The sequence below is a fragment of the Pedobacter sp. V48 genome, from assembly GCF_000523515.1.
GTDB lineage: Bacteria > Bacteroidota > Bacteroidia > Sphingobacteriales > Sphingobacteriaceae > Pedobacter.
In genome coordinates this window covers 527,575-547,093 of record NZ_AWRU01000006.1, presented here as the reverse complement: position 1 = coordinate 547,093, position 19,519 = coordinate 527,575, and the positions used below count along the sequence as shown (strand labels likewise).

At 39.5% G+C, this 19,519-nt stretch carries 11 protein-coding genes; 2 read left to right on the top strand and 9 right to left on the bottom strand.

Features of this window, described 5'->3' with window-relative positions; translation table 11 throughout:
• Positions 1-2: 2 nt before the first annotated feature.
• The 3 genes from N824_RS07590 to N824_RS07580 are packed head-to-tail and all read right to left on the bottom strand — an operon-like array spanning position 3 to position 5,562.
• Positions 3-2,336 (bottom strand): GH92 family glycosyl hydrolase, encoded by a 2,334-nt coding sequence (locus N824_RS07590; RefSeq protein WP_235207036.1) that lies wholly within the window; start codon positions 2,334-2,336, stop codon positions 3-5.
• Between the two features lie 10 nt (positions 2,337-2,346).
• On the bottom strand, positions 2,347-3,726 hold the full coding sequence (locus N824_RS07585) for a sugar porter family MFS transporter (RefSeq protein ID WP_048904505.1): 1,380 nt from the start codon (positions 3,724-3,726) through the stop codon (positions 2,347-2,349).
• Between the two features lie 45 nt (positions 3,727-3,771).
• Positions 3,772-5,562 carry a class I mannose-6-phosphate isomerase gene (locus N824_RS07580; protein WP_235207021.1) on the bottom strand — a complete coding sequence of 597 codons (1,791 nt, stop codon included), beginning with the start codon at positions 5,560-5,562 and terminating at the stop codon, positions 3,772-3,774.
• Between the two features lie 284 nt (positions 5,563-5,846).
• On the opposite strand from N824_RS07580, the gene N824_RS07575 reads away from it, so the two are divergent.
• Positions 5,847-6,578, top strand: coding sequence for a GntR family transcriptional regulator (locus N824_RS07575; RefSeq protein ID WP_048904503.1), 732 nt, complete (start codon positions 5,847-5,849; stop codon positions 6,576-6,578).
• Positions 6,579-6,580: 2 nt separating this feature from the next.
• Here the strand turns inward: N824_RS07575 and N824_RS07570 are convergent, their stop codons facing one another.
• The 6 genes from N824_RS07570 to N824_RS07545 form a co-directional block, all read right to left on the bottom strand.
• Positions 6,581-9,724 carry a GH92 family glycosyl hydrolase gene (locus N824_RS07570; protein ID WP_052334076.1) on the bottom strand — a complete coding sequence of 1,048 codons (3,144 nt, stop codon included), beginning with the start codon at positions 9,722-9,724 and terminating at the stop codon, positions 6,581-6,583.
• Positions 9,725-9,736: 12 nt separating this feature from the next.
• Positions 9,737-11,041, bottom strand: a complete 1,305-nt coding sequence (locus tag N824_RS07565) for a hypothetical protein (protein ID WP_048904502.1) — start codon at positions 11,039-11,041, stop codon at positions 9,737-9,739.
• 190 nt (positions 11,042-11,231) lie between these two features.
• On the bottom strand, positions 11,232-13,238 hold the full coding sequence (locus tag N824_RS07560; protein WP_048904501.1) for a sialate O-acetylesterase: 2,007 nt from the start codon (positions 13,236-13,238) through the stop codon (positions 11,232-11,234).
• 116 nt (positions 13,239-13,354) lie between these two features.
• On the bottom strand, positions 13,355-14,440 hold the full coding sequence (fbp, locus tag N824_RS07555; RefSeq protein ID WP_048904500.1) for a class 1 fructose-bisphosphatase: 1,086 nt from the start codon (positions 14,438-14,440) through the stop codon (positions 13,355-13,357).
• Between the two features lie 21 nt (positions 14,441-14,461).
• Positions 14,462-14,953 (bottom strand): metallophosphoesterase, encoded by a 492-nt coding sequence (locus tag N824_RS07550; RefSeq protein ID WP_048904499.1) that lies wholly within the window; start codon positions 14,951-14,953, stop codon positions 14,462-14,464.
• Between the two features lie 55 nt (positions 14,954-15,008).
• Positions 15,009-15,659 carry a tRNA1(Val) (adenine(37)-N6)-methyltransferase gene (locus N824_RS07545; protein WP_235207020.1) on the bottom strand — a complete coding sequence of 217 codons (651 nt, stop codon included), beginning with the start codon at positions 15,657-15,659 and terminating at the stop codon, positions 15,009-15,011.
• A gap of 132 nt (positions 15,660-15,791) precedes the next feature.
• Between N824_RS07545 and purL the strand changes: the two genes are divergently transcribed.
• Positions 15,792-19,457, top strand: coding sequence for a phosphoribosylformylglycinamidine synthase (gene purL, locus N824_RS07540; protein WP_048904497.1), 3,666 nt, complete (start codon positions 15,792-15,794; stop codon positions 19,455-19,457).
• The last annotated feature ends 62 nt before the right edge of the window (positions 19,458-19,519 follow it).

The following is a 19,519-nucleotide window of genomic DNA, read 5'->3' as shown; positions in this document are numbered from 1 at the left end:
AATTACTGATCTGAGGGAGGCGGAACATCTACCCCCCATTGCTGATTAGGCTTCGCTCCCATTATTAATATCATTTTCCCACCCTGCATCAATTCATCTCTGTATAGCCAGCAGTTGTTTAGTATTTTACCGTTAAATGTGGCCGATTGCACATAAACATTCTCTGCTGAAGTATTTCTCGCTTCTATAATCAACTGTTTTCTATTACCCAGCGTAATTGTTGCCTTTTCAAAAAGAGGACTCCCCAATTCAATTATAGGTCGGAGGTCGGTAAGTCCTTTCACATCAAACAATCCTAACGCTGCCATTACATACCATGACCCTAACTGCCCCTGGTCCTCATCTTGTCCATAGCCATAGCCATGAATGGTTTCTGTACCGTAAAACTCATCACAGATCGCCCTTGTCCATTTTTGGGTAAGCCAGGGCTTACCAGAGAAGTTAAACAACCAGCTGACATGTAAATTAGGCTGATTACCATGATTATAAATTGATTTCACCCCGGAAAAGGCATCAATCTCTTTACCCCCTCCAAAACTGTTTTTTTGTGCAACAGTAAAAACACTATCTAACCGATTGTTAAATTCAGTTTTTCCCATTTGAGCAATTAAGCCCGCAGGATTATGAGGTATATAAAAAGTATACTGAATGGCATTACCTTCTTGAAAGCCTCTCCATGGCTGGTAAGGATCGAATTTATCTATAAATGAACCATCTGCCCTTTTAGGATGGATCAATTTATTTTCAGGATTAAAAAGCAATTTCCAACCATCAGATCTTTTAATCAGATTCTGATAATCTTCTTTTTTACCTAAAGCTTTAGCCATTTGCGCGGCAGCAAAAGCACTAAAACTATATTCAAGCGTATGTGATGCAGAAAAATTTGAACCCAGTGAATCCGTTTCTCCCTCGGCATACGGTACAAACCCACGCTCAATAAATTGCTTGGTATCCATTTTTCCTGAACCTTCGTTTCTGTTTACCCATTCCAGCTCATTTGCTTTTACAGCTTTATAAGCCAAGTCTACATCGTAATCTCTGATTCCTAAATTATATGCACCCGCGATGGTAAGCCCTATAAAATTTGTTCCTACACCGGATGCAAACTGGCCATTTGCAATTCCATCGCCAAACCAACCTCTGTGCTTATAAACTTCTAAATGTGTTTGTACAAAATCTTTATATCTATCCGGATAAGAAAGGGCCCACAGCTGTGTAAGATTCCAAAAGGCGCCCCAAATGGCATCTGTGTTATAAAAATTATATTTGGGTTTCCCTTTTTCATCAAGGGGTAATTGTCCAATTGTTCCACCGTATTGAGGGAATGTTCCCCTCACATCACTTGCTGTTCCCCGGCCCAATAAACCGTGAAACAGCCCGGTATAAAACTTTACTTTATTGTTTTTATCAGTTCCTTCAACATAAATTTTACCCAGTTCCCGCTCCCATACTGTTTGAGCTCTTGCCTTAGCCTGGTCAAATGAAAGACTTGTTGCTTCTGCTTCAAAGTTTCTTTTAGCATTTTCTGTTGAGGTATAAGACAAACCTACTTTCATCTCCACAACAGCTCCTTCGGTCGTTTTATATTCCAAAAACAAACCTGCCCCCTTACCTTTTGCAGATGCGCTGTTCTCAGAAATACCTTCGGTATTAAAAGAACCTGTCTTTACTGGCTTCTGACTTGTTTCTCCCCAAAAATACATGGTGATCTGACCTTTGGGATCGTAAGTTTTAATGTATTTTGGATATGTGGTTACAGAACCTTCAAAATGAGTATCATCGATCATGCGTACAAAAGCATCTCTTACCTCATCACTTTCGCCCTGCTTATTCCCGATATCCAGAATAACCCTCGACTGATCATTTTTAGGAAAAGTATAACGATGAAAACCAACATGTTCTGTTGCTGTAAGTTCAGCAGTAATGTTGTAATCATCTAACAGAACTTTGTAGTAACCAGGCTCTGCTATTTCATTTTTATGATCAAAATGAGAGCGATAACCATCCTCACGACCGTCTAAATCACCGGGCTTCACTTTTAAAGGTCCGTTTGTAGGCATAAACGAGACACCCCCAATTTGCCATTCATGAAAATGAACGAATCCTTCTATAGAGCGATGTCTGGTATCATAACCGACAGCTTCCCATCCCGATTTATTGCCATAATGACCATTTGTTGATGGGGCCAGTTTTGCCATCCCATGAGGTAAAGCAGCCGGTGTAAAGAAGAACCAGCGACTATGTGCTGTACCGATACCAGAATCCACATACTTTAATACACTCTCCTTCTTTACCTTACAGGAAGATAGTACAGCGACCGCTAAAAAAGCAGCTATTATGATATTACTATTTCTTCTTATCCCAAAATGATTCTATTTCTTCTAATGATTTACCCTTGGTTTCGGGCAATAACTTGTAAACAACAAAAAAGGCGATGAAACAGAAAAAGGCAAATACCCAGAAGGTTGCGGGTGTTCCGGCCTGTTTTAACAATATTGGTGTAACCTGACCCATTATGGTATCGGCAACCCACATCACCATTATGCTTACACCCAAAGCTTTACCTCTGATATTTGTAGGAAATATTTCAGAAGCCACTACAAACTTTAAAGGGCCTATAGAGAACGCAAAACAAGCCAAAAAGAGTGTGACGCTAATAATTAAGAATATACTTGAAGTAAGGCCTAGATAAAACAGAAAACCTGTAACAAACAAACTTACTGTTGCCCCAATTGTACCGATTAAATAAAGTGGCCTCCTGCCCCAATCATCAACTTTCCATATCGCAATAAAAGTAAATACGAGATTGGCTACCCCGAATATGATCTGTCCTAAAAAAGAATTACTTAAAGCAATCCCTGCATCATTTAGTATGGATGGCCCATAATAAATGATGGCATTTATACCGCTTAACTGAGAAAACAAAGGCAGCAAAATACCTAACAGCATGGCTTTCCTTAATTTAGGGGAAAACAATTCTTTATAAGAGCCGTTATCCTCATTTTTTTCTCCGGTTAGGGCTACTTCAACCGCTTCCTCTTTACCGTTATTTATGCTTTTTAAAATGGCTAAGCCTTCCAGATTTCTGCCTTTTTTTATTAACCATCGCGGACTTTCGGGGACAAAAAACAAACCAACCAAAAACAGTGTGGCCAGCACTCCACCTATACTAAACATGCCGCGCCATATTTCTTTAATGTATATCAGGTCAATTAGCCCTGAAGTAGCGGTATGATGTTCCGAATAATTTAACAGCACTGAATTGGTTATATAGGCCATCAAAATCCCTACGGTAATTGCCAACTGATAAAAAGTAACCAGTCTGCCTCTAATAGCCGCAGGAGATATTTCTGAAAGATACAAGGGAACTACAATGGATGCAATACCAACACCTATACCGCCTAATAACCTTGATGCAATTAACCAGTCAAGAGATGTCACCAAAGAACAGCCAATGGCAGAGAAAAGGAATAAAACGGCAGAAATAAAGAGTAGTTTTTTACGTCCGAGTCTATCACTCAAATCTCCTGAAAATGCAACCCCCACAATACAGCCGACAAGGGCTGAAGAAACAAACCACCCTTCCTGTAATGGAGTTAAGTCAAATTGTTTCTCTACAAAGGGCAATACTCCAGATATTACCGCCATATCAAAGCCAAAAAGCAAACCTCCTAAAGATGCAACAAGGGTAATTAAGCCCAAATAAGTTTTATAATTATTATTCATACTTGCTCGGTTTATAAATGGTTAGGTATTTGGTTAGGTTATTCTTTACAATTCAATATCATGTTTAAGGAAAGCTTTAATCACTTTTGCTCTTCCTTTTCCATGATTTATCAGCTTATATTTTTGGGTTGCAGCTGGAATAATAAAGGTCTCGGCATAGTGAAATTTATTGGTCTCATTCTCTTCAATCTCCACAGAAATGGAAGTGCCTTCAACAAGCATCAATACATGACATCTATCTTCAGTATCAATAGTCAGTTCAGTATCAAACTCAATGCGATGCACATCATAAAAATGATCCTTATGCGTTGGTAAATGCAGTATTTCCCAATCATCGCCTCTATCAAATAAAACTTGCTTAGCAATTAGCTCTTTTGGTACTTTCTCTCCTTTTCTTTCAAACCTAAGGTTATTAAAGGCATGCTCTATATTAATCGGCCTAGGTTCTCCGTTAAGATCCAGAGATAGCCAGTCGTACATTTTAAACGTAAAGATGTACGGGGTAGCGCTAATCTCAAGCACCATATTATTTACACCAGAACTATGAACAGTACCATTAGGAATCAAATATAGTTCGTGCTTGCGCGAGGGAAAGCTACGTACATATCTCTCTACTAAAATCTCTTGTTTTTTAAGTTGGCTAAGTTCCAATGCTTTTCTGAATTCCTGTGGATCTATATTTTCCTGGAAACCCAGGTAAACCTTTGCACCTGGCGCGCAATCCAGAATATAGTAGGTTTCATCCTGAGTAATGGTTTCTCCGAATTTTTCTCTGATATATGATTTTGATGGGTGACACTGAATGGATAGATTACCTCCTTTAAAAGTGTCCAGAAAATCAAAACGAATAGGAAAATAGCTACCAAACTGTTCAGCATGTTCTCCTAATATGGCTTTATACTCAATCGTCATTAACATATCAAAGGGTATTTCCAGCAAGTTTCCATCACTCTCCAATACAATACCATTTTCTGGGGTAATTAACTCAAATGACCATGCATAATTGACCTCGTTGGTATTTAAGCCCTGCAGATGTTTCTTCATCCATTGCCCTCCCCACGATCCGCTTTCAAACCAGGGGCGCGCACGCAAGACAGCGTGGCTAAGTTTATGTAACCCTTCAACCAGGTCTTTTTTAAACAACCAGTTTGGCCTACCTACTCTTTGCCCATCTGCAACTATAGCGATCTTTTCAAGTAATTCGGCCTTATATTCGTTTAGCACTACCCAATCTACAAAGTAGAAGCGTTTATACATTTTAAACGCCTTGTCTGTGATGTTACTTCCAAGATTTCCGAGGGATCCTGCCCGCATACGGTATTGTATTTCGTTTTTAGGGATATCAAAATACACTACTGGAGCATCCCAATTCAGTAAACCGGCACCGATACCAATTACAATATTGATATCTGCCTGATCATCTTTTTCAAGTGCTAAAAACTCATCAATTTTAAAGAAATCCTTAAGATTAAGGGTAGTTTTAAATCCCCAGACATCTTCAGCGCCGCCTAAAAATGGTTTAACCATTTCCTCTACTTCGGCTTCACTTTTAAAATAATCTGCTGTAAAATGCCATTTTACAGAAAAACCGTTCTCTTCAAGTTTTTTCTGTACCTCTTGCTGGATGTCGGTAAAAAACACTCCTCCATACCCATCAATGAGTACATTTTTCTGCTCAATGATCCATGCCACTAAACTTCCGAAGCCACTATATATTTTACCTTTCCCTAATTTGTGATAAGGTATTGAATTATAATTATTGTCTTCTCTGGGACTCTCATATATGTGTTGCTGCAACAACGGTTGCATACTATTTCTCCATTTATACTCGCTCATACTTTTGCCAGTTTGAATTTTTTCATTTTCTGTAGCCTCAGAAGCTTCAATCATAATTTCAACTACCCTTTATTTATTAACAACCAAACCCATGTACAAACATAAAAAACCAACAAAAACAGCTTAATACCACCATAAAAGCCGAATACCGGTAAATCACATCCAATACAAGAACCAAATATGTACAAACATAGTGATTTAATAATCCATTGCAAATATATTTTCATAATATTGCAATAGAGAAAAACAGACATAAAGGGCAACCTTAAAGCCGTATATAAACTATGAAATTAGCACTCAACCATAAAAGTCCCATTCCTCTGCATATACAAGCAGAAGAGTTGTTGCGTAAAATGATAGCAGACCCTCAATTTCAAAACGGCAAATTATTGCCCAATGAAATTGATCTTGCCAATCAGCTGGCCATTTCCCGCACCACGCTTCGTCAGGCGTTGAACAAACTGGTATATGAAGGATTGTTAATCCGTAAAAAGGGAGTTGGAACAAAAGTAGCAGATGCCATGATCAGTTCTAAATCTGCAAACTGGCTAAGTTTCTCTCAGGAAATGAAAGCCAGAGGCATTCCGATCAAGAACTTTGAATTGCATGTAAGCTGGATTTATCCTGAAGAAATAATTGCCAATTTCTTCAACATCAAAACCGACCAAAAAATATTAAAACTTGAACGTTTAAGAGGCAAGCCTGAAGGCCCTTTTGTATATTTTGTTTCCTATTTTCACCCCCGCACAGGATTAACAGGTGAGGAAGATTTCAAAAGACCTCTCTACGATATATTGCAGGCCGATTACAACATCATTTCAGAATTATCAAAAGAAGAGATCAGTGCAAAAGCAGCTGATAAGTTCATTGCCTCAAAGCTCGAAACAGAACCTGGGAGTCCTATCTTATTCCGTAAACGCTTTGTCTTTGATCAGGCAGATCGTCCTATAGAATACAACCTGGGATACTATAAGGCGGATAGCTTTGTTTATACCGTAGAGAGCAGAAGAAGCTAAAATTATAGGCCCCAATTCTTATTGGGGCTTGCTCCCATATTTAGTACTAACTTACCACCCTTAAGCAGTTCTGATGCTGGAAATTTAAATGAGTTTAATGCTTTACCATTAAGTATTGCACTTTGCACATATTTATTGGATCTGGATACATTTGGCGCTTCAATACTAAAGGTTTTGCCTCTGCCGTATTGCTCACCCAAATCGATGGTTACTTTAGAAAAAAGCGGACTTCCAATTTCATATATAGGATCAGTGCTGCAGCCACCATCAGTCTGGAAAAGCCCCATAGATACCATAATAAACCAGGCACTCATCTGGCCCTGATCTTCATCTCCAAGATAAGCATTAGATACATCAAACCCATAATAACGATCTATGATAGAGCGACTCCAATATTGTGTAAGCCAGGGTTTCTTAACCCAATTAAAAAGAAAAGCAAAATGCATAGACTGCTGATTACCCTGAATTACCGGGTAATCCCAGTATTGATCGCCCGGTGCATTAAAGCGTAATTTATAGCTTTCTTTAAAACCCCATTCCAGACGATCTACAAACTTATCTTCTCCAATTTCCTTAGCCAAACCAGGCACATCCTGAGGCACAAAATAGGTTAACTGCCAGGCATTCCCTTCTACATACTGCTCATTGGCCCCTGACTTAAAAGGATCAAAATCAGGAAACCAAGAGCCATCTGACTTACGTAAACGTGCATAACCTGTTTCCTTATCTATTGCATTTTTCCAATAGTTTGCCCGCAGCGTAAACTCATCTGCTGCTTCCTTTTTACCCAGCGCTTTTGCAAATTGCGATACCGTCCAGTCGTCATAAGCATATTCGAGTGTATTAGAGAACCTTCCCTGATCGTATGGCACATATTTATGTTTTAAATAAGGTAAAAGATCTCTGTTTCCTGCAAACCCCAATCCAACTTTTTGGGCAGGTGTAGTCTGCATTTTATACACAGCTTCAAAAGCTTTTTGAGCATCAAAATCTCGAATACCCATTTGATATGCACCAACTATTAAAGGAATTTCATGTTCGGCAACCATTACAGGCACATAGTTCATTCCTGCGGGACCTTTTGCCAGCCAGCCATTGGCATCATACATTGCCAATTGTGATTTAACCCACCTGGACGACCACTCCGGAGTAACAAGATTCCAAAACTGATTAAGGTTCCAAAATGTATTCCAAAAAGCATCACAGCCTAAAGCCAACGCATTTGGATCCCTAAGTTGCTGAATCTTTTGTGTAGCGTCAACCCACTTACCATCCAAATCACTCCAGGTGTTACGACTGGCCAATGCCCGATACATATTGCTATAAAACCTTACTTTTTCACGTCTGTCGTTGGTAGTAATCGCTAAACGCCCCATCAGCTTATTCCATGCATCCCGTTGTCCGTTGCGAACTTTATCGAAACTCCAGCCATAAGGTTCCGTAACTTCTTTTAATAGATTTTGAGAGGCATTTTCAATGTTTACAAGTGATATACCTGTACGTGTTTGCACGACCTGGTTCTTTCTAGTATCAAATTCTACATACGCCCCTGCATCTTTAACAGTGCCTGCATTTAAAATATCCTTTTCACTCAGCTCATCGTTTAACCAGGTACCGAATTTTTTAATTGGCTGATCAAATTCAATCACAAAGTGAATCTTATAATCCTGATTAACATCGCCAGACCAGGCATTAGGTGTAAATTGCCTTGTAAAACCTTCAATCCTATAATCGCTTACTTTTCTTAATGAAACATCCTTTAATTGATAAGTATATTCAGCGGGGATCTGGAGGTCGATCATTACCCTCGAATTCTCGGCTTTAGGATAGGTATACCGTTGAAAGCCACATCTGGTTGTAGCCGTTAGCTCAGCCTTAATGTTATAGTCGGTAAGCATCACTTTGTAATAGCCTAAAAGAGCTTCCTCTGTTGATTTATCAATTTGAGATCGGTAACCGTCTCCAGCTTTACGCTCATCTCCAACTTTAATTTTTAGAGACCCATTAACAGGCAACATGCCCAGGCCAGCCATAGTCCATTCATGAATGTGACTAAAGACCCCAACACTTTCAAAAGAAGGATCATAGCCTGCCGTCCATCCTGCATTTTGATTATCAGGGCTCAATTTAACCATACTAAATGGCATCCATGGACCAGGGGCAATCATCCAGCGCGAATGAGCAGTACCCATTCTGGTATTTACATAATCAGCAGAAGTAAATTGTTGTTGTTTCGATCGCTTAACTGTCCCTTTTTCCAACAATGTTCCATTGCTAAAAATCTCGTATCTGCTTTCTTTTGGAGTAGTTACAGCAGGCATCGGCACCTCAAATTGATACCTGGAACTATCCAGTTTCTCTTTAAACAAAAGTTTCCCATCCAGTTTAACACTAAGTTCAGGGCTTCCTGAAAGGTGCTGTGCATCAACAAGCAATGGCTGAACCTGTTTGCCATTTTGTGTTAATTCATAATCAGCAGCTTTTACATCTCTTAAAAAAATAGATTTGTTTTTAACCAAGCCTACACTTTGCGGACCTTCCAACCTAACTTGATCAAATACCATCCAGGAGCTATCCAGTGTAGTAAGCACAATCTCGTTTCCTCCTTTACGGAGCAATTCAGATTGAACTGGGATTTCTATTTTATATTCTTTTGCATCCTTCAGCACACCTTCAATAACTCCATCTGGTTTGTACTTTGGCAACTGTTTTACAAATGCTTTACCATTGATAATCACTTTAAGCAGCGGCGGAGAATCACCTTGATAGCCCAGTAAATCAATAACAAAATTCCATTCTCCCTGCACAGGTAAGCTGGTAAGTCCGAACAATATGTTTGCAGTATGAGTTCTCAAGCCAGAGGTACTGCCTGTACCTCCCCAACCATCGTTTGGCCCAGGCAAAACATATGGCCAATCCTTTTCAGGTTTTGAAAACCCAATAAGAAAAAACCTGTCTTCCCATCCAAAATCATGATCTAAAAAATGCTTATATCCTGAAGGAGCCAGTGCCATATCTCCATCCTTATTATCCGAAGATCCTATCTCCCAGATCACTTTCTTCTGGGCACACAATGGTACTACCGCGAAGCTCAAAAGCATCGCTAACAATAATACCTTTAAATTGTCGCGGTAATTACTCATCATTTCCTGTTAAAATTATTTTTTAGTCTTCTGTTCAAGTTCCGTAATTGCACTCCACAAGACTCCTGCTTCTCCTCTAAAACTAGATGAGCCCTGAGGCTTATTGTCTGGCGTATACCATTCATAAAAGCCTTTGTTTTTTATTACACGATCCAACATGGGCTCCATGGCTTCACAAGCTTCCTCAAGAAGATCGTAACGGATAAGTTGAGACACCATTCTGCCACCAAACCAGGTCCAGTCTCCACCATTCTGGTACGAATAAGGCCCCATACCAGTATTTTTAAAAAATCCTTTTGGATATACTGGGTATATCGTTAAACCTATTGTTGCTGCGTTGGCTTTCTTCACATTTTCCTGCATTTTTTTGTAAGCAGCCCTTACTTCCTCTTTACTTAAAAGGCCGGCCTCTATGGCAATTGCAGTTCCTCCGTGATAATAAATCTCCGATTCATTAAATGATGCTGGAAATGGTGAACCATTTAAATATATATGTGGTACAAATTTCTGTTGGTTTTTATCCCAAAGATGTTTACGAACATTTGCAGTTAAGCTTCTTTTAATGTCTTTCCAATATTTTTGTGATTTTGGCGATAAATCTGCCATACCTAGAAAATCATTGATGGCAATTATGAACATTGCATTATCATAAATATCTATGGTTCTGTGCGAGTTAGAATCCAATACCACACCCCAGCTATGTTCTGGCTGCACATCTCCCCAATCTACAGTCGTTGCGCCCCATACCAATCCGTATTTTTTTTCGAAGCGTTGGGTAAGCAGAAACTCCATAGCTTGTTCCAGGTGTTTTTGTACAGATGCCCCGGCAACGGTATCCTTCAAAATGGCTTTATCACCAGTACCTCTTATATACTTAGCAATGGCTTGTACAAGAGAAGTCTCCTGATCGGTCTCTACCGTATTTTTATGCCCCGCATAACCTGGAGCAAGTGCCGAATGATAAAAATCATATGAAACACCCCCTTTTTTTATAGGAATATAGCCGTCTAAAATTCCGCCGTCGGGTTGTTGAAATTGAAAGAAAGTAATCAGGTGTTTTTTTATCAGATCCTTATCATTCACTTTACAGGCAACAGTCAAAAAAGTATTAAGATCTCTTATCCATACCTCACCATAACCATCTCCGGCTGTAAAGCCTTTCTTTATTAAGGTCTCCGCCATTTCCTTTACGGTATCAGCAGAAGGTTTAATAGATTCAGTTCTTTTAGAAACACTGGTGGATAAAACACTTTGTCCCTTCGTGCTTTTACTTAGAGCAAAAGCACTTAAACAAGCTATCATTAGTATTCTTATTCTCATATATAGTATTTATTGGGCGTTTAGGATTCGCTACAAGTAATGATTTACGCTATTTGTACATACATAGTTACATATTAATTTTATGCAATCAAATTTTTCACTGCTAAATTTCAATTTATGGGTAAAAAATATCCCCCAGACCACATTTTTGAATGTAACCTGGGGGATTCAAACAATTTCAGTTATCGCTTTACTTTTTTCCAAACGTAGTATCAGGCCAGTTATCAGTTCTGAATGGCGAAGCCGGAAGCCCCGCGCCATTAACGAAATTACACTGTGGGTTATCAGCCCAGGCATATCTCACTGAAATAGGATTAGGCACTTCGGCACTACTAACAACAACCTGATTTCCTTTTATTACAGCTTTGGCCCAATGAAATTTCTGATCTGAACCGGCCACAGAAAAGCCCTTTAATTCTGCTCCGTCACTAGCTTTTAAACCGCCATCAGTAGATCCAAAGGTCAATGCTATTGTACTACCCTCAACTTTCTGGGATTGGTATACTGGGCCGCTATAAGGAATTTTAACTCCATAATCTTTAGCAAGTGCTATAAATGCTAACCGCTTACCAACATCCTGTTTGTTTTTTGGATGAATATCTACAGCGTCACCGATGTCAATAGAAACAGCCATACCGGTATTTGGAAGTGAAAGTGTTTCACGCTGCGCATCTCTTAACTCTGCCCATTCAGAAGGCTTTGGTTCCCTTACGGCCTGCATAAAATTAGCGAGCTGAACAAAGTAAAATGGAAAGCTAGGTTGATTCCAGCTTTTTCTCCAATCTTTAATCATTGCAGGAAAAAGTTTACGATATTGATTTGCCCGGCCGGCATTACTTTCTCCCTGGTACCAAATAGCTCCTTTAATCGGGAATTGCAAATAGGGATTGATCATCGCATTATACAGTACCGTTACTCTGTTAGGGCCATCATTTGAAGCAGGCATAGGCGCTACGTCTTTTAAATTTACCCCTACCTTGTATTGCCAATCTCCATCAAGCGATAAACGCTCTCCATTTGCAGAGACCAGTGATAATACATTTTTATCGCCGTAAAGGCCACCATCTCCGGCACCATCAAACACCCTTACTACCAGAGCAAATGTTCCTGCTTTTACTTTATTTGCAGCGATAGTATAAGTACGTGGCACATTAAATCCTTCTGTTTGACCTATTTTTTCTCCATTAAAAAAAGTAACATCATTATCATCTATAGTACCCAAATTAACCTTTAAGTCTTTGCCCGCCCATGATTGAGGGATGGTTATATTTTTTCTAAACCAAACAACACCATCAAAACCAGGCATTCCACTCTTCTCCCATAACGAAGGCATAGTCATGTTTTTCCATGATGAAACGTCAAGTGAAGCATCCAACCATGCAGGTTTACCCTGAACTATACCGGCATCTTTATTTAATACCAGCTTTTGCCAGGCTTCCAATTTCTGTTTAAAGCTAGAGACGTCTTTATCTTTGCTGGAGGTTTCAATTTTGTTAACTGCTTCTACAAAATCTGGTATCGTTTTAAGTGTACCCGCACTAGTCCACGCCTCCGCAATAGTTCCGCCCCACGAAGTATTTATCAATCCAATAGGGACACCTGTTCTTTTATTGATCTCGCGGGCAAAAAAGTAGGCAACTGACGAAAAGTTCGCAACGTATTTAGGTGTACATGCTTGCCATCCATCATTATATACCTTAGCATCTTTTAACGGCGAATTGCTGGTTACCTGAACAGTGTGCAACAATCTGATGTTCGGATAATTTGCATCATTTATTTCCTGTTCATAATTATTGACTTTCCCCCATCCGGCTAATGGCATTTCCATGTTAGATTGCCCTGAGCAAATCCAAACATCACCAATAAGCACATTGCTTAACTTAGTAACGTCTCCATCAGAAATACTAACACTATATGGCCCGCCAAAAGAAGGAGTGGGCAACACAACTTTAAACTTTCCATCACTACCCGCTTTAGCAGTATAAGTTTTATTATTCCAGGTAGCGGTAACTTTTACAGTTTTTCCTGCATCGGTATTTCCCCAGATAGCAACATTGGTTTTTTGTTGAAAAACCATGTTATCACTAAATACAGAAGGCAAAGTTACCTTTGCCTGTACTACAGCGCTTAAAAATAATGAGGCAAGCAATAAGCTGCCTTTAAAGAATTTAACGGAATTGAGGTTCAAGATGTTCATTTGTTTAATTTGGTTACATAATGCAATACCAGATCGTTATAAACTATTAGAACCGGATACCGCCATGCACAAACATATTAAATATTAATATATTTTCATTAAACAAAAGGCATCTATTAATCTATGCCGCCAACTACTCCCATTTGCTCCAGTTTAGCCTCAGTACCAGAAACATAACGGGAATCTGATTTTTTCTCAGACGAGAATTCCAACATTAATGACTCTGCAACATGAACCATATGTTCTGACCCTATAAATATAGCTGTGCGCTGATGTAATTCTGTTGGTTCTATTTCCAATATCCTGTTAAAACCATCCGAAGCAACTCCTCCTGCTTGTTCAACTATAAAAGCCATTGGGTTACATTCATACAATAACCGCAATTTCCCGTTAGGAGATCGGGCGGTGGTAGGATAAATATATATGCCTCCCTTTATTAAATTCCGATGAATGTCGCCTACCATCGATCCAATATACCTCGATGTATACGGCCTATTGGTGGCCGCATCTTCAACCTGTACATATTTTAGATATTTTTTTACCCCTTCCGGAAAATGCACATAGTTTCCTTCATTTAAGGAATAAATATTCCCATTTGGGGGTATCTTCATATTTGGATGGGATAAGCAAAACTCTCCGATGGAAGGATCCAAGGTAAAACCGTTCACCCCCTTACCTGTAGTATACACCAACATGGTAGAGGATCCATAAATCACGTAACCGGCGGCCACCTGCTCGGTCCCTTTTTGCAAAACATCCTGTAAAGTAGCCTCTCCGTTTGTAGATTTTCTTCTGTAAATCGAGAAAATAGTACCTACAGCAACATTACAATCAATATTAGAAGAACCATCGAGCGGGTCAATACACACTATGTATTTGGCATTTTTAGATACTGGCGAATCAATTTTCACAAACTCATCCTCTTCTTCAGTTGCAACAATACAACATTCACCACCACTGGTCAGCGCACTTATAAATTGCGTATTAGCATATACATCAAGCTTCTGTTGACCTTCACCCTGAATATTCATGGTTCCGGCTGCTCCCAGTATATCAACCAGACCTGCTTTGTTCACCTCCCGGTTAACTATTTTGGAGGCAATACCAATATCCCGCAGCAATCTTGAAAGCTCTCCTTTTGCATAAGGGAAATCGGCCTGTTTTTCTATTATAAATTGACCCAGTGTTTTTATACCTGACATATACTTAGTGTATTTAATACGTTATCTAACGCCTATTTCTATGGCCTCTAAGTTATGTATTTTTTCTTCTGAAACAGAAAATCTAATTAAAGTTTTAATCTTGTGCCAGCCCGAATTCCCTGCTGCACCGGGATTTATATGTAAACAATCGATTTTCTTGTCGTACATAACCTTTAAAATATGTGAATGCCCGGTAATAAATAATTTCGGAGGCTTAGTGTATATTTCACCCTTTACCTGTGGAGCATATTTCCCCGGATAACCACCAATATGTGTTATCCATACATCAAGGTCTTCACAATTGAAACGCAAGTGTTCAGGGTAAAGGGCTCTAATCTCTTTACCATCAATATTTCCGTAAACGCCACGCAATGGTTTAAAGGCAGCAAGCTCTTCGGCTACATTGGGCCCAAAATCTCCCGCATGCCATATTTCATCGCAATCGGCAAAGTGTTTGAAAACCGCTGGATCCAAAAATCCATGTGTATCAGAAATCAGGCCTATCTTAGTCAAAGTATATGTTCTTAATATGTATCAAACAAAGCTATGTATAATGATATTTATCCAACTAAAAAGCCAGCAAGAAATCTTTAAGTAATCTCTTATACGCTTCGGTATATATTTTTTCAGATTCGTAAATGAAGAAATCACTAATCTTTGGCGCAACCACTTTCCGCTGGAGGCAAATAATATGACGGAAAACCGGCTTACTTTCATCAGAACAAACATTTATTCTTTCGCCAAGCACCAGATTAAATGCTGCTGCCCGCTCAACCACAAACTCCGCTTGCTTAACCGGGAGTATTAACCAAATACATCCTTCATCAGTTAATAGCTCCGAAGTTTTCATTAACAGCAACTCAAAAAAGTCCTGATCAGCATGCCTTGCAATCCCTTTTCTTTGTTCCGGATTTTTAAGGTCGTTAACAAAATAAGGGGGATTGGAAACAATCAAGTCATATTTAATATCAGTATTATACGCTGCAATAGCACAATGGTAGGCTTTAACTCTTGCAGAAAAATTAGAATTACTAAAATTAGCAGCCGCTGCTAATGCTGCCGATTCATCTATTTCTACAGCATCAACAAGTGCATCCGGAAAACGCTGTGCCAACATTAAAGCAATAACACCCGTACCGGTTCCAATATCGAGTATTTGTTTAGTGTCATTTTTTTGAACAACGGCACCTAATAACACTCCGTCAGTATTAATTTTCATGGCACAACCCGATTGGTTTACCTCAAACTGCTTAAATTTAAAAATACTTCCCATACGCTTCTGCGAATATATTACATTCTACCTTCGCGGTTTTAAAATTTTAACGCTAAATTTGCGGCTCAAAACACTACAATGATTTATTTCTTCTCCAATCAATCCAATACAGTTTTCGCTTTACAAACCGCGCAAAACTTATCCGATACTGATATTACAAAATTAGAATGGCTGTTTGGCGGTGCAAAATTAAAGCAAGAAACCGTATTAACAGATTTTTTTGTCGGACCTCGAGCAGCAATGATAACTCCATGGAGTACAAATGCGGTAGAGATTACACAGAATATGGCCATCGAAGGAATCATCAGGATTGAAGAATTTCATAAAGTAGAAGAAGGTTTTTCTGATTTCGACCCAATGCTATCTCAAAAATACCAGGAGCTTAATCAGGATATATATACCATTAATATACAACCCGAACCTATTATTGAGGTTGGCGATATTGCGGCCTATAATAAACAGGAAGGTTTATCACTAAGTGATGAAGAAGTAGCGTATCTGAATGGTCTTTCTAAAACACTCGGAAGAGCACTTACAGATTCAGAAGTATTTGGTTTTTCTCAGGTAAATTCAGAACACTGTCGCCATAAAATCTTCAACGGGAAATTCGTTATCGATGGTGTAGAACAGCCAACATCTCTTTTCAAGCTGATCCGCAAAACATCAGAAGAAAACCCTAATGATATTGTTTCTGCATATAAAGACAATGTTGCCTTTATTAAAGGTCCGGTAGTTCAGCAGTTTGCACCTAAACGTGCTGATGAGCCCGACTATTATGCAATCAGCGATTTTGAATCCGTAATTTCTGTAAAAGCAGAAACACATAACTTCCCAACAACTGTAGAACCATTTAATGGTGCAGCAACCGGATCAGGTGGCGAAATTAGAGACAGACTTGCAGGTGGACAAGGCTCACTGCCTTTGGCTGGTACTGCAGTTTATATGACTGCCTTATCAAGATTGGAAGAAAATCGCCCTTGGGAAAAAGGTGTTGAAGAAAGAAAATGGCTATACCAAACTCCAATGGACATCCTGATCAAAGCTTCTAATGGAGCAACTGATTTTGGAAATAAATTTGGCCAACCGCTAATCACCGGTTCCGTGCTTACATTCGAACATGAAGAAGGCGGACGTAAACTTGGTTTCGATAAAGTGATCATGCTTGCTGGTGGTGTTGGTTATGGTAAGGCCAGCCAGGCAAAAAAGCAAAAACCTTCTGAAGGTGATAAAATTGTTGTTCTTGGAGGAGAAAATTATAGAATTGGTATGGGTGGTGCTGCAGTATCATCTGCGGATACTGGCGCCCTTGGAAGTGGAATTGAATTAAATGCCATTCAGAGATCTAATCCTGAAATGCAAAAAAGGGCAGCCAACGCTGTACGTGGCATGGTTGAGAGCGATCATAACAGCATCGTATCGATACATGATCATGGTGCCGGTGGTCACTTAAACTGCCTTTCTGAACTGGTTGAAGAAACCGGTGGAAAAATAGATCTTGATAAATTACCTGTCGGTGATCCTACCCTTTCAGCTAAAGAGATTATTGGTAACGAATCTCAGGAGCGTATGGGTCTGGTAATCGGACAAGAACATATAGAAACACTTCAAAAAATTGCAGATCGTGAGCGCTCTCCAATGTACACTGTAGGTACAGTTACAGGCGATCACCGCTTTACATTTGAATCGGCAACTACCGGAGCTAAACCTATGGACCTTGAACTAAAAGACATGTTTGGCAGTTCTCCAAAGGTGATCATGGAAGACAAAACCATTGATAGAAAATACGAGCCGGTTACTTATGATAAAGCACAGTTAAATGTTTATCTGGAACAAGTGTTACAGCTTGAAGCAGTTGCCTCTAAAGACTGGTTAACCAACAAGGTTGACCGTTGTGTGGGTGGCCGCGTTGCCAAACAACAATGTGCCGGACCACTACAATTGCCACTTAACAACTGCGGTGTTATGGCGTTAGATTTTCAGGGAAAAGAAGGCATTGCAACGTCAGTAGGCCACGCTCCCCTATCTGCGTTAATTGATCCGGCAGCCGGAAGTCGTATTGCTATTGCGGAATCTCTTTCTAATATTCTGTGGGCACCATTAAAAGATGGGCTTAAAAGCGTTTCCCTTTCAGCCAACTGGATGTGGGCATGTAAAAACGAAGGTGAAGATGCCAGATTATACGAAGCCGTAAAAGCTTGTTCTGATTTTGCAATCAGCTTAGGAATCAATATCCCAACCGGTAAAGATTCCCTGTCGATGAAACAAAAATATAAGGGAGATGAAGTGATTGCACCTGGTACTGTGATTATCTCCGCAGCAGGAAATTGCAACGACATCACTAAAGTTGTTGAGCCTGTTTTACAAAAAGATGGCGGTTCAATTTACTACATCAACCTATCTAACGACAGCTATAAACTTGGCGGTTCTTCATTTGCGCAAGTCTTAAACAGAATTGGCAATGAAACACCTGATGTTAAAAATGCAGATCAACTTAAAAATGCTTTTAATACACTTCAGCAATTAATAAAAGCTGACAAAATACAAGCAGGACATGATATAGGTAGCGGTGGTTTAATAACTACTTTACTGGAACTTTGCTTTGCAGATCGTGATCTTGGTGCATCGTTAGATCTTTCTTCTTTAGGCGAGCAAGATATTATTAAGTTACTTTTTGCCGAAAACATAGGTATTGTATTCCAGGCAAGTGAGGATGTTGAGGCTACCCTTTCTGCAAATGGTGTTGCTTATCACAAAATTGGTGAAGTTACCTCAACCGCCAGCTTACAAGTAAAAAACAATTCAGATACTTTATCTTTTGACATTGATCACTTACGTGATGTATGGTTCAAAACTTCTTATCTGCTAGATAAAAGACAAAGTGGACCTGTAAAAGCAAAAGAACGCTTTGACAACTACAAAAACCACGTACTTAAATACAACTTCCCTGCTCAGTTTGACGGAAAGAAACCGGTTATTGACGCTTCAAAACCAAGACCAAAAGCAGCTGTTATTCGTGAAAAAGGAAGCAACTCTGAACGTGAACTTGCTAACGCCATGTACCTTGCAGGGTTTGACGTAAAAGATGTTCACATGACCGACCTTATTGCAGGCAGAGAGACTTTAGAAGACATACAGTTCATTGGCGCGGTTGGTGGCTTCTCTAACTCCGATGTTTTAGGATCAGCCAAAGGATGGGCAGGCGCTTTTATGTACAACGAAAAGGCTAAAATTGCACTAGAAAACTTCTTTAGCAGACCAGATACATTATCTGTAGGAATCTGTAATGGCTGTCAGCTATTTGTTGAGCTTGGCTTAATCAATAAAGACCATGCAGAAAAACCAAAAATGCTGCATAACGAAAGTGGTAAACACGAAAGTATATTCACCTCATTAACCCTACAAGAAAACAATTCAGTTATGCTTTCTACATTGGCAGGAACTACATTGGGTGTATGGGTTTCACATGGTGAAGGCAGGTTCCAATTGCCTTACTCGGAAGATAAATATCAGATCATAGCAAAGTATGCTTATGAAACTTATCCTGCAAGTCCGAACGGTTCAGATTATAACACGGCAATGATGTGCGATGAGTCTGGTCGTCACCTGGTAATGATGCCACACATTGAGCGTTCATTATTCCAATGGCATTGGGCAAATTACCCTAAAGAACGTAAAGATGAAGTTACACCTTGGATGGAAGCCTTTGTAAACGCCCGTAAGTGGGTTGAAACGCATAAGGGGTAAGAGCTCAGCCTCTTCCATTATTGCATTTGTCTAAAATTTAATTAGATTTGGTTACAACAGAT

Excerpts from the sequence above, each read along its gene's own strand:
- N824_RS07560 (WP_048904501.1), bottom strand. The coding sequence starts at position 13,238 with ATGAACATCTTGAACCTCAATTCCGTTAAATTCTTTAAAGGCAGCTTA.
- N824_RS07570 (WP_052334076.1), bottom strand. The coding sequence starts at position 9,724 with ATGATGAGTAATTACCGCGACAATTTAAAGGTATTATTGTTAGCGATG.
- fbp (WP_048904500.1), bottom strand. The coding sequence starts at position 14,440 with ATGTCAGGTATAAAAACACTGGGTCAATTTATAATAGAAAAACAGGCC.
- N824_RS07545 (WP_235207020.1), bottom strand. The coding sequence starts at position 15,659 with ATGAAAATTAATACTGACGGAGTGTTATTAGGTGCCGTTGTTCAAAAA.
- N824_RS07585 (WP_048904505.1), bottom strand. The coding sequence starts at position 3,726 with ATGAATAATAATTATAAAACTTATTTGGGCTTAATTACCCTTGTTGCA.
- purL (WP_048904497.1), top strand. The coding sequence starts at position 15,792 with ATGATTTATTTCTTCTCCAATCAATCCAATACAGTTTTCGCTTTACAA.
- N824_RS07580 (WP_235207021.1), bottom strand. The coding sequence starts at position 5,562 with ATGAGCGAGTATAAATGGAGAAATAGTATGCAACCGTTGTTGCAGCAA.
- N824_RS07575 (WP_048904503.1), top strand. The coding sequence starts at position 5,847 with ATGAAATTAGCACTCAACCATAAAAGTCCCATTCCTCTGCATATACAA.
- N824_RS07565 (WP_048904502.1), bottom strand. The coding sequence starts at position 11,041 with ATGAGAATAAGAATACTAATGATAGCTTGTTTAAGTGCTTTTGCTCTA.